Raw genomic sequence first — 11,809 nt, 5'->3', positions numbered from 1 at the left:
CCGGTTGGCGGGTCAGCTCAGCCGTTCGGACACCTTCTCCAGGCCGTCCCTGATCAGCTGCCCGTAATCGTCATCGCCCAGCACGCCGATCGTGGCCCGCGCGTGCTGGAGGTGCTCGCGGGCGCGGTCGAGATCGCCGAGCTTGTAGTAGCACTCGCTCAGGTTCAGGTGCAGCGACGGGTACAGGCCGGCCGCCGGGAGCGGCACTCCGGCCTCCGCCAGCCGCGCATCGGTGAGCAGGCCGGCCGCGGCCAGGGCCCGCTGGTCCCAGACCAGCTCCTCGTGCACGTCGTCCTGCACGTCGGCCATGGCGTGCGCGAGCGTGCACCGGTGCAGGGGATCCCCCTGCTCCGCGCCGATCTCGTCCCAGATCTCCGCGAAGAGGAGCCGAGCAGCCTCCCGTTCGCCCTGGTGGCCGAGCTGCACCGCCTGGCCGATCCGGAGGATCGCCGGGTCGGTGATCACCGGGGTTCCCGCGCCTGCGTGAACCCGACGAGGCGCTCCACCACCTCGGCGACGGCGAGCAAGCCGTGGTCGTCGTGGTCGCGGCCGACGAGCTGGACACCCATGGGCACACCTTCCGCCAGGCCCATCGGCAGGCTGATCGCGGGGTGCCCGGACTGGTTCACCACCGCCGTGTTGCGGGCGAGCGGCGCCACGGCGGGGGAGCCGGGTTCGCTGTCGGCGCGCAGCGGCGGCAGGACCGGGAGCGTCGGCATCGCGAGCACGTCCGCCTCGGTGAGTGCGGTGCGCATCGCCTCGACGACGAGCCGGCGCGCCCGCAGCGCCCGGATGTAGTCCTGCGCGAGCACGTACCGACCGGCGAGCAGCCGCTGCCGCAGCTCGGGGGAGTAGCGCTCCGGGTGGGCGTCGAGCGTCGGCTGGTGGAACACGTAGGCCTCGGCGAACATCGCCACCCGCAGGAGCGGCACGAGGTGCCCGATCTCCATCGGTACCGGCACGAGTAGCGCCCCGGCCCCTGCGGCGAGGTCCAGCACGCCTCGGGCCGCCGCCTCCACCCGCGGGTCGAGGTCGGACCAGAACCAGTCCTCCGGCACGCCGACGCGCACGCCGCGCAGGTCGTCGCGGACGGCGGCGGGCGCGGCAGGCCGGGAGGACGAGTGCGGGTCGTCCGGGTCGGGCCCGGCCAGCACCTCGAGCACCGCGCGCGCGTCGGCCACGGTGCGGGACAGCACCCCGACGTGGTCGATGTGCTCCATGCTGGTCGGCACGACCCCGCGCAGCGGCACGAGCCCGTGGGTGGGTTTCAGCCCGACCAGCCCGCAGCAGCTCGCCGGCATGCGGACCGAGCCGGCCGCGTCGGTGCCGAGGGAGGCGTAGCCGATCCCGTGTGCGACGGCCGCCGCCGACCCGCCGCTGGACCCGCCGGCGATCCGGTCGGGGCACCACGGGTTCGGCACGGTGCCGTGGAACGGGTTGATCGAGGTGGAGCCGAAGGCCAGCTCGTGCAGGTTGGTCTTGCCGAGCACGATCGCCCCGGCGGCCTCGCCGCGGGCCACGGCCGGGGCGTCGGCCGTGGCGACCCGGCCGGCGAGCACCGGCGATCCCGCCGTGGTCGGCAGGCCGGCCATGTCGATGTTGTCCTTCACAGTGACCGGCACGCCGTGCAGCGGGCCCGGTGGCACGCCGGATGACCGGGCCCGGTCGGCGGCCGCCGCGGCCTCCCGCGCCCGGTCGGCGAGCGGCGTGACGAACACGTTCGAGCCGGCGAACCGGCCCGCGCGCGCCAGCGCCGCGTCGACGACCTCCGCCGCCGAGACGTCGCCGCAGGCGAGCGCGCGCCGGACCCCCACCAACGTCAGGCCGGTGAGCGGGTCCGTCATTTCCGGCCGCCCGCGGCGAGCACCAGCGCGTTCGGCACCTCGCCGAGCGGCAGGGCCCGCAGGGCGGCGGCGAGCTCGCCGTTCTCCCGGACGTGGGGGAGCAGGGCGTCGAGCTCGTCGTCGGGCGGGACGTCGCCGAAGAGCAGCGTGTGGAGGGCGCGGAGGTCGTCGCGGGTCAGCTCGCCACCTCCGGGTCCACCCGGAACAGGACCTGCCCGAACTCGACGAGGTCCGCGTCGGACACGCAGACCTCCACCACCGTGCCGCGGACGCCCGCCGCGACCGCGTGGTAGGTCTTCATGACCTCCACCAGCGCCACCGTCGTCGACTCCTCGACCAGCGCCCCGGCCGTCACGAACGGGGGTTTCCCCGGCTCGGGCTGGGCGTAGAAGATCCCCATGGTCGGGGCGGTGATCTCGAGGAGGCCCGGGGTCGCCGGGGCCGGTGCCGCCGTGACCTCGGGTGCGGTGACGGCGGGTGCCGAGACGGCGGGTGCCGTGACCGCGGGTGCCGCCGCGGCCTGCGGTGCGGGTTCCGGCGCCGGGACGGCCGCCTGCACCGGTGCCGGCGGCTCGCCCTTGCCGATCGTCACCTTCAGGTCGCCGACCTGCACCTCCAGGAAGTCGAAGCCGGACCGGTCGAGGCTCTCGACCAGCCGGACCACCTGCTCGACGTCCGCGTCGCTCAGCGCTCCCTGCACGGATCCGTTGGTCGTCTCGGTCATGCCTGCCCCCCTGTGGTCGCCCGGTTGCCCAGGAGCACCGAGTCGCTTCCGCGCTGCACGCGCACGTACCGGATCGCCGAGGTCTCCCGCAGCCGCTCCACGAGCGTGAGCAGCGGGAGACCCGTCGAGCTGTAGCGCCGCGGCGGGCCGGCGGCGCGCATGGTGTCGATCTCGCCGGCGCCCTGCACGATCGCCCGCAGCAGGAGCTCGTCGTCGGAGATGCCCGGAGCCCCGTACACCTGCCGGGCGTCGGCGAGGGTCATGTCGTTGACGGGCCGCCGGTCGAGCTCCTCCAGCTCGCGGGCCCGGGGCAGCGACAGGAACCGGTCGCGCAGGTTCTCGTCCATCCACGTGTAGCCGGAGTCCTCGCCGTAGACGCCGCGGGCGAGGCGGACCAGCTCGTCGATGACGACCCCGTACCGCTCGCCCGATGCGACGTTGAGCGCCGCCTGGGTCGCGACGTACTGCGAGTACGGCGTGATCATGATGGGGTAGCCGAGGTCGGCGCGGATCTGCACGCACTCCTCGAGCACCTCGTCGAGGCGGTGGTCCATGCGGATCTCGGCGAGCTGGAACCGCAGGTTCGAGATCACCCCGCCCGGGATCTGATGCCGGTAGTGGTTCAGGTCGTGGCGCAGCGGCGCGCCGGCCGGCAGCCCGTCGGCGGCCGCGAACCCGGCGAGCCGCTGCGACACCGACGTGACGAGGTCCTCGTCGACCACCGGGGTGAAGCCCATCAGCCGGGCGTTGCGCGCCACCTCGAGCACCGACGGCTGCGCCGACCCGTTCGCCAGCGGCGGCACCCCGCAGTGCACGGACCGCACGCCCAGCTCCAGGGCCTCCAGGTAGACGAGCGGGGCGAGCCCGGTGGTGCAGTGCGAGTGCAGCTCCACGGGGACGTCGCCCGCCGCCTGCAGCATCGCGGGCAGCAGGGTGCGGAGCCGGTCGACGGTGAGCAGCCCGCCCTGGTCCTTGAGGTAGATGACGTCGGGCCGGAACGCCGTGCACTGCCGGGTGGTCTCGGCGAAGTGCTCGTCGGTGTGCCGCGGCGAGATCGTGTAGGCGACGGCGATCGCGACCTTCAGCCCGAGCTCACGGGCGAACGGGACGGCCGTCGGGAGCATCCGGGTGATCTGGTCGCCGGTGTTGGCCATGAGCTGGGCCCGGTTGAGCACCCCGATCTCGGCGAGCCGGCGGGAGTACAGCTCGTTGAGCACGGCCGGGGTCGGCGTGCCGAACCCGTTGAGGTTGCCGCCCGCGCCGCCCATGCACGCCTTCGGGGTGCGGGTGATCGTGCGCGCGAGCATGCGCATGGTCTCCCACGGGTCCTCCTTGAGGTCCCGCACCATCTTCTTGAAGAAGATCGGGTTGGCCGGCACCTCGATCACGTCGAAGCCGGCCCGGTCGAGGTCGCCGCCGAGGGCCTCCATCATCCCGTGGCGGATCCCCATCGCCCACAGGCTCTGCGAACCGTCCCGGAAGGTCGTGTCGACGAACCGGACCTCGCCCCGATCGGTCGCGGCGCTGTCGCTCATCACGTTCACCAGGCCTCCTGCATCACGCCGACGTGCTCGGCGACGTCCACCCGCATGTCGGTCAGGGCCAGCACCTCGTCCACGGTGAAGCCGCGGGCGACCTCATCGAGCCGGAACCGGCCGTCGGTCGTGCGCCGGAGCAGGGCGAGGTCGGTGACGACGACGTCGACGCACCCCGGCGCGGTGAGGGGGTAGCTGCAGGTCTCGACGAGCTTCGGGCGGCCCGAGCTGTCGACGTGTTCGAGCATCGCGATCACCTGCCTCGCGCCGACCGCGAGGTCCATCGCGCCGCCGATGCCGCCGCCCGGGCGTCCGGGGACGGCCCAGTTCGCGAGGTCGCCCCGGCCGCTCACCTGGTAGGCCCCCAGCACCACGGCGTCGAGCCGGCCGGAGCGGGCGATCTCGAACGACGTGACGCTGTCGAAGAACGACGCGCCCGGTTCCAGGGTGATGAAGTTGCCGCCGGCGTCGTGGAGGTCCGGGTCGCGCTCGCCGTCGGTGACGAACCCGCCGTACTTCAGCACCCCGTTCTCGCCGTGCAGCACGACACCGCGGCCGCCGAGGAAGTTGGCGGCGAGGTTGGGCAGGCCGGCGCCGAGGTTCACGAGGCCCCCGGGCGGCAACAGCATCGCGACCCGGTGCCCGATCTCCTGGCGGGCCAGCGCCGGTTTGCCCCCGTACTCGCGGCCGGTGTCCGCGCGTCGGGCGGCGCGACGGGGGAGGGTGGCGACGTCGATGTGGACGGTGGTCGGCGCGACCCGCGCGACGAACGCGGCCGGCAGGTCGACGTCCTCCGGCGCGATCTCGCCGACCTCCACGATCTCGTCCACCTCGACGATCGCCACCCGCGCGGCCTTCGCGAAGCTGTCGTTGAAGTTGCGGCTCGCGCCCCGGAAGGACACGTTCCCGATCCGGTCCGCGCGGTGCCCGCGCAGCAGGGCGTAGTCGGTGCGGATGCCGTGCTCCAGGATGTGCGGGACGCCGTCGAACTCCCGCACCTCCTTGCCCTCGCCGACCACGGTGCCCACCCCGGCCGGGGTGTAGAACGCCGCGATGCCCGCGCCGCCCGCCCGCATCCGCTCGACGAGGGTGCCCTGCGGCACGATCTCGAAGTCCAGCGTGCCGGCGAGGATCTGGTCCTCGGAGGTGGTGGGCGGGCCCGGCCGCGACGAGAACGAGGCCACGAGCGTGGCGATCTGACCGTTCTCGGCGAGCATCTGGGCGGTCGGGTGCCCGGGCTGCCCGAGCCCGTTGCAGTAGACCGTGAGCCCCTTCGCGCCCTGGTCGCGCAGGGCGGTGATCAGGCTCGACGGGAACCGGTGGGTGACGCCGAAGCCGGAGATCGCGACCTTCGCGCCGTCCGGGATGTCGGCGACGGCGTCGGCGGGCGACGGGCAGACCTTGTCGGCGAGGGGGTCGTCCACGTTCCTCCTTGGTGACGGGCGGGGTGGCGGGTCAGGGCGCGAGCCAGGTGCCTCCCCAGAACAGCTCGCTGGACAGGTACCGGGACACGCCCTTCACGTTCGGCCGCGCGATCGCCGCCTTGGCCGCCCGGGCGAGCCAGACGACGCCCATGTCCTGGTTGAGCAGGAGCTGGGCCCGCTGGTAGGCGGCGATGCGCCGGGCCGGGTCCGTGGTGCTCGCGGCCTCGTCGAGGGCGGCGTCCACCTGCGGGCTGGAGTAGCTGCCGTAGTTGTTGATCCCGCCCGTGCGGAACTGGTTGTACATGAACGGGTAGGCGTTCTCGTACGGCCCGCTGATCCAGTGCAGCATCTGGAAGTTGCCGCCCTGCACGATCTGGGTGACGACGGTGGCGATGTCGTCGAGCTGGAGCTTCACGTCCAGGCCGACCGCGGCCCACTGCGCCTGCAGGAACGTGGCGTACTGGACGTTGTTGGGCGAGTTGGCGTCCTGGAAGGTGAAGTTCGGGTCTCCGCCGGAGGCGCGGTACTCGGCGATCAGCTGCTCGGCCCGCTCCGGGTCGTAGGACGGGTAGGCCTGTGCCGCCTCGGCGCTGTAGTAGGGGTCGCCCTCGGCGAACGCGGTGGTCGCCCCGTCCATCGCGCCCCGGTACTGGGTGGCGGAGAGCGCGGCCGGGTCGATCGCGCGGATCGCGGCCTCGCGCATGCGGGGGTCGTCGAACGGCGGGCGGTTGAAGTTGAAGTAGAGGAACTCGCCGTCGCCGCCCGGCCCGTAGTACGTCTCGAGGCCGGGGTCCTGGGAGGAGCGGTGCACCTCGGTGTGGAACCCGGCGATGTCGAGGTCGATGTCGCCGTTCGCGACGGACGCGTAGCGGGTCTCGGTGTCGGGGAGCGGGCGGAACTCGATGCCGTCGAGGTAGGGCCTGCCCTGCTGCCAGTATCGGTCGAACCGCTTGACGACGATCTTGTTGTTGGGGATCCACTCGACGAACTCGAACGGGCCCGCGCCGACGGGGTGGCGCCCGTAGTCGGCCCCCCACTTCTGCACGGCGGCCGGCGAGGCGACCGTGCCGAGGTTGCCGGAGGAGAACGGCAGCGCGAACGCCATCGGGAACGACCCGGTCGGGCGCTTCAGCGTGAACTCGACGGTGAGCGGGTCGACCGCGCGCATGCCGGCGATCGGCTCGGTGTAGAGGTTGCCGAGCGCGGTCGGTTTGTCCCGCTGCCGGGACACGTTGAAGATCACCGCGTCGGCGTCGAGCGGGGTGTCGTCGTGGAAGGTGAGGCCGGGCCGCAGCGTCAGGAGCCACGTCGTGCCCTCGTCCGGCGTGGTCATGGACTCGGCGAGGTAGGGCTGCGCCTCACCCTTCTGGTCCAGCTTCAGCAGCGAGTCGTACACCGCCGACGCCATCAGGTTCGACCCGATGGTCGGGTCGAACGAGCGGGCCTCGGTGTACATGCCGACCCGGAGCGTGCCGCCGGTGGCGGGCGTGCCCTCGGCCGCGGGGTCGCCCCCGAACGGCTTCGAGGTGTCGAGGGCGGTCGGGACCTCCTCGATGCCCGGGCCGGCCTTGCCGCAGGCCGCGGCGGCGACCAGGGCCGCCGCGAGGGCGACCGCCCAGAGGGGGCGTCGCCACCTCGACGAGCTGCCTGTCCTGGATGGGGGAGTGCTGCCGGACGTGGACACATGACCTCGCTGGATGTCCGATACCGCGCTGTACGGAACGACCTGAGGGTGCTGGTGGACGGGGGCCGCGCCAGCCTAACCTCCTACGAGATTGTGCACAATAATGTTGGCAATGATCTGCTCACCACTCCGGTGAGCGCTCCTGGCGCACGGGTGTCACGGCGGTCGCGACGACGGGGGCGACGGCGGCGAGGAGGAAGCCCGCGGCGTAGCCGACGGTCCCGATCACGGCGCCCAGCACCGGCGGGGTGAGTGCGGAGAACACGTTCTGCCCGGTGTTCTGGACGCCGAGCGCCCGGCCCGACCAGGCGGGGCCGGCGATCTCGGCCGTCGCCGTGTAGCCGAGGCCGTTGTGCGCGACGGTCACGAGCCCGCCCACGACCAGTGCCGTGACCGCGAGCCACGGCGCGACCAGGTCGCCGACGGCGAACGCGACCAGGACGGCCACGGTGGCCACCGAGACCTGGCGCATCGGCCGCATGCGGGAGCCCACGCGGTCGGACCACCAACCGATGCCGATCCGGCCGGCGGCCCCGACGACCTGCACCACGCCCACGAGCACACCGGCGGCGGCCGCGGCGAAACCCTGCTCGCGCACGAGGTACTCGACGGTGAAGGTGCTGACGGCGAACTGGGGCATCACGAGCAGGGCGCTCGCCGCGTGCACGCGCCACAGCAACGCCGTCCCGTACGGCGACCCCGCGGCCGCCGCCCCGGCGAGCCCCGCCCGCGGCGGGTCCGCGGCGAACGCGGCGACGAGCACACCCATGACGAGGCAGAGCACGGCGGGGAGCGCCAGCGAGGCGAACGTGCCCGCGGTCGCGGCGAGGGTGGGGAGCGTGAACCCCGCGATGGCGACGCCCAGTGGTTGCGCGGTCTGGCGCACGCCCATCGCGACGCCGCGCTCGTGGCGGGGGAACCAGCCCATGACGAGCCGCCCGCTGGCCGCGAACACCGACGCCGCCATGGCTCCACCGAGTGCCAGCAGGAGCAGTCGCGCCACCGAGTCGCCGACCGGCGCCATGGCCGCCGCGCCCATGGCCGCCGATCCGAGCAGCAGCCCGGTCGACATCACGCGGCGCTCGCCGAACCGGTCGGCGGCCGCGCCCCAGGCCACGAGCGCCAGCAGCAGCCCGACCACGGGCGCCGCGACGTACCGGCCGACGGACGCGAGGGACAGCCCCAGCGAGTCGCGCAGCTGCGGCACGAGGAAGGGGAGGCCGTAGACGTAGGCGCAGGCCGAGGCCTGCGCGCACACCCCGATCGCGAGGATCACCCAGCGCCGGCTCCCCGCGGTGGCGGCCGGGGTGCCGGCGGTGGCGTCGGGCGGTGAGGTCATGCGCGGGCGCTCCGTGATCGGGGTCCGGACGCTCCGACTTTAGCCTTGCTAAGGACTCAGGTGAGCCGCACCAGCATCTTCCCGATGTTGGCGCCGCGCAGGACACCGAACAGCGCCTCGGGGGCCGCCTCGAGCCCGTCGACGACGGTCTCGGCGGTCCGCAGCCCGCCGTCGGCGAGAAGGCGTGCGGCATGCGGGATCCAGGTGTCGAACCGGTCGAGGTGATCGGTCACGAGCAGGCCCCGCAGCGTCAGCCGCTTCTTGACCACCTCGTACAGGTTGCGCGGACCCGGGGCGGGCTCGACGTCGTTGTAGCCGCTGATCGCCCCGACCAGCGCCGCCGTGCCCCCGACGCGCAGCGCGGCGATGGCGGCCTCCAGGTGCTCGCCGCCGACGTGGTCGACGTACACGTCGATGCCGTCCGGCGCCACCACCGGGAGCTGCTCGCCGATCGGACCGACCCGGTGGTCGATGGCCGCGTCGAAGCCGAAGTCGGTGACCAGCTTCTCCGTCTTGAGCGGCCCGCCGGCGATCCCGATCACGCGGGACGCACCGAGGGCGCGCGCGAGCTGGCCGGCGACGCTGCCGACCGCGCCAGCCGCCGCGGAGACGACCACGACGTCGCCCGCGCGGACCGGCGCGATCTCGGTGACCGCGAGGTGGGCGGTCAGGCCCGCGATGTCGAGCAGGCCGAGCCAGGCCTGGGGCGGCGCGAGCGCGAGGTCGACGACGGTCGCCGCCGCGGCGTCGAGGACGGCGTACTCGCGCCAGCCGAGGAAGTGCCGCACCGTCGTGCCGACGGGAAGCCCGGGCGCCCGGCTGACCACGACCTCCCCGAGCGCGCTGCCTTCGAGGGGCTCGCCGAGCGCGAACGGCTCGATGTAGGAGGGGGCGTCGTCCATGCGGCCGCGCATGTACGGATCGACCGACATCCACGTGTTGCGGACGAGGACCTGCCCGTCGGCCGGATCCGGAACCTCGGCGGTGACCAGTTCGAGATCCCCGGACCGCGGCTCGCCGACCGGGCGTGCGGCGAGCCGGAACTCCCGGGCGATTCTGGTGCGGGTGGTCGGCAGCGTCATGTCGATCAGTGAACCCGCGCTGCGCGAGCGGGAGAATGGCGCGAGCGCTCAGAGCGATGTCCGGGCGTCTAACCTCACCGACGTGGATGTGCTCACGGATCTCCTGGCGGAGGTGCGCTCGAGCGGGGCGCTCTTCGGGCGCAGCATCGTCACGGCGCCGTGGTCGATCCGCTTCGCCGACGGCGTGCCGCTCACCCTGCTCTCGATGCTCCGGGGCCGGGGCTGGGTCGTCCCGGACGGCGCCGACCCCGTGCGGCTCGCGGAGACCGACGTGGCCATCGTGGTCGGGCCCGGGCCGTTCACGGTGGCCGACTCGCCCGCCGCCACCGCGGAGCCGTTCTTCGTCCAGTACGCCCCCGGGCGGTGCACGGCGGCGGACGGCACCGCGTTCAACGAGGACCTGGTCCTCGGTGTCCGCACGTGGGGGGAGAGCCTCGACGGCCCGAACGTCCTGCTCACCGGCAGCTACCAGGTGCGCGGCCGGGTCTCCGAGCGGCTGGTGAGCGCGCTGCCCCGGGTCCTCGTGGTCCCGAACAGCGGCCAGCTGTGTCCCGTGCTCGACCTGGCGGTGGCCGAGGTCGAGCGCGATCACCCCGGCCAGCAGGCGGTGCTGGACCGGCTGCTGGACCTGCTGCTGCTCATCGCGTTGCGGGAGTGGCTCGCCCGCCCCGACGTCGAGCCGCCCGCGTGGTACCGGGCGCTGGGCGACCCGGTCGTCGGGGCCGCGCTGCGCCTGCTGCACGACGGGCCGGCCCGGCCGTGGACGGTTGCCGCGCTCGCCGACGAGGCGGGTGTGTCGCGGGCGACGTTCGCCCGGCGGTTCACCGAGCTGCTCGGAGAGCCGCCGATGACCTACCTGGCCGGTTGGCGCCTCGCGCTCGCCGCCGACCTGCTCGCCCGCAGCGACGCGACCGTGGACGCCGTCGCGCGGCAGGTCGGCTACAGCAACGCGTTCGCGCTGAGCGTCGCGTTCAAACGCGTGTACGGGACGCGGCCCAGCGACGTGCGTGCCGCCGGCTGACCGCGTCCCCCCGGTGGAGGTCCGTCACGCGCCGGTGAGCCGGCGCCACTCCTGCTGCGCGACGGGCGTCCACCGATCGTGCCGGCGTTCGAACAGGTTCGCCGCCCTGGCGCCCGCCCACCCGTCGGGGAGCAGCTCGCCGGGCAGCTTCGGGTCGAGGAACGGGAACCGCCGCCAGGCGTGCACGAGGTGGATCTGGTGGGCGAGGGTCTCGGCCGGGCCGTCCGGGGTGGCATCGGAGAACGTGGCGATGAACTCCTCGTAGGCCGCTTCGACCTCGGCGAGGTCCCAGGCCTGCTCCACCACCTGCCGCGGCGTGCCGATCGCGCCGAAGGGCCCGACGAAGGAGCTCGTGGCGGTGGTGAGCCCGAGGTCGGCGATCACGTCGGCCGCCTCGGCCTGCTTGCCCGGGTCCGGGGTGAGCCAGACGCCCGGGGCGGGCGAGCCGAGGCCGGCCCAGGCGAGCCGGGTGCGCAGGCGGTGCCGCAGCTGGCGCCGGGCCTCCGGCACGCTGACGAGCAGCACCAGCCAGCGCCCGTCCCACGGGGGGACGGAGGTGCCGAAGCCGTAGATCCGGGCGGCGCCGGCGGAGAGCAGCTCGCGGCCCTGCTCGGTGAGCGACCACCGGACGCGGCGGCCTTCGCGGTCGGACTCGAGCAGCCCTTCGGCCGCGGTGCGGGCGAGCGCCTGGCGGGCCGACTTCGGTTCCACGCCGAGGCCGCCGAGCGCGTCGATGAGCACCTGTGTCCAGATGGGCTCGTCGCGGGGGAGCACGAACTCGCCGAGCACGGTGAGCAGCAGCGAGCGGGCGCTGGTGGCGCCGAGCTCGCGGCGCCGGGAGAGCGCCGGGTGATCGGTGTCGGCAGCGGTGCCCATGGCGGCCGAGGGTAATGGGGGCGATCCGGTCGGTCCCATCTGCGCGCACCTCGACGACGGATCCCCGGATCGTGTGGTTCGCAGATACCCACGAATGGGGCAAAGCGGGCCGCGGATGGTCCGAACGGGCGAGCCTCCGACCAGGATGGACCACACGTTTGCAGATGAACATGAATACCGGGTTAAGCCGGGTCCGACGACCTCGGACCGGACGAAACCGGCGGAACGGACAGACCGAGGAGGTCGTTCTCCCGATCACTGCCGCCGGCTGTCCCGTCCG

Annotated in this window: 10 protein-coding genes; 1 reads left to right on the top strand and 9 read right to left on the bottom strand. The window is 73.6% G+C overall.

Translation table 11 applies throughout. The annotated features are described in order from the left end of the window. Window positions 1-12 precede the first annotated feature (12 nt). The 8 genes from ACU436_RS33520 to ACU436_RS33485 all read right to left on the bottom strand — a co-directional run bounded on the left by ACU436_RS33520 (window position 13) and on the right by ACU436_RS33485 (window position 9,632). Window positions 13-465: a hypothetical protein gene (locus tag ACU436_RS33520; RefSeq protein ID WP_459031063.1), complete on the bottom strand. Its 453-nt coding sequence runs from the start codon at window positions 463-465 to the stop codon at window positions 13-15. Then, window positions 462-1,844 (bottom strand): amidase, encoded by a 1,383-nt coding sequence (locus ACU436_RS33515; RefSeq protein WP_459031062.1) that lies wholly within the window; start codon window positions 1,842-1,844, stop codon window positions 462-464. Before ACU436_RS33515 ends, ACU436_RS33520 begins: the two co-directional genes overlap by 4 nt. Window positions 1,845-2,019: 175 nt before the next feature. After that, window positions 2,020-2,568 (bottom strand): acetyl-CoA carboxylase biotin carboxyl carrier protein, encoded by a 549-nt coding sequence (locus ACU436_RS33510; RefSeq protein WP_459031061.1) that lies wholly within the window; start codon window positions 2,566-2,568, stop codon window positions 2,020-2,022. Continuing rightward, window positions 2,565-4,103 carry a hypothetical protein gene (locus ACU436_RS33505; protein ID WP_459031137.1) on the bottom strand — a complete coding sequence of 513 codons (1,539 nt, stop codon included), beginning with the start codon at window positions 4,101-4,103 and terminating at the stop codon, window positions 2,565-2,567. Before ACU436_RS33505 ends, ACU436_RS33510 begins: the two co-directional genes overlap by 4 nt. A gap of 5 nt (window positions 4,104-4,108) precedes the next feature. Further along, window positions 4,109-5,527, bottom strand: coding sequence for a 3-oxoacid CoA-transferase (locus ACU436_RS33500; RefSeq protein ID WP_459031060.1), 1,419 nt, complete (start codon window positions 5,525-5,527; stop codon window positions 4,109-4,111). A 31-nt stretch (window positions 5,528-5,558) separates the two neighbouring features. Further along, a complete protein-coding gene (locus ACU436_RS33495; protein WP_459031059.1) occupies window positions 5,559-7,211 on the bottom strand; it encodes an ABC transporter substrate-binding protein in 1,653 nt (550 codons plus the stop codon). Between the two features lie 121 nt (window positions 7,212-7,332). Next, window positions 7,333-8,550 carry an MFS transporter gene (locus tag ACU436_RS33490; protein WP_459031058.1) on the bottom strand — a complete coding sequence of 406 codons (1,218 nt, stop codon included), beginning with the start codon at window positions 8,548-8,550 and terminating at the stop codon, window positions 7,333-7,335. 56 nt (window positions 8,551-8,606) lie between these two features. Further along, window positions 8,607-9,632, bottom strand: coding sequence for an NADP-dependent oxidoreductase (locus tag ACU436_RS33485; RefSeq protein WP_459031057.1), 1,026 nt, complete (start codon window positions 9,630-9,632; stop codon window positions 8,607-8,609). An 82-nt stretch (window positions 9,633-9,714) separates the two neighbouring features. On the opposite strand from ACU436_RS33485, the gene ACU436_RS33480 reads away from it, so the two are divergent. Further along, window positions 9,715-10,653: an AraC family transcriptional regulator gene (locus ACU436_RS33480; RefSeq protein ID WP_459031056.1), complete on the top strand. Its 939-nt coding sequence runs from the start codon at window positions 9,715-9,717 to the stop codon at window positions 10,651-10,653. Window positions 10,654-10,677: 24 nt separating this feature from the next. Here the strand turns inward: ACU436_RS33480 and ACU436_RS33475 are convergent, their stop codons facing one another. Beyond that, window positions 10,678-11,529, bottom strand: a complete 852-nt coding sequence (locus tag ACU436_RS33475; protein ID WP_459031055.1) for a PaaX family transcriptional regulator — start codon at window positions 11,527-11,529, stop codon at window positions 10,678-10,680. Window positions 11,530-11,809: the final 280 nt, after the last annotated feature.

This window comes from Pseudonocardia wallangbongensis, assembly GCF_054486945.1.
The sequence above is the reverse complement of the archived record's forward strand: the minus strand, read 5'-3'. Positions and strand labels throughout refer to the sequence as shown.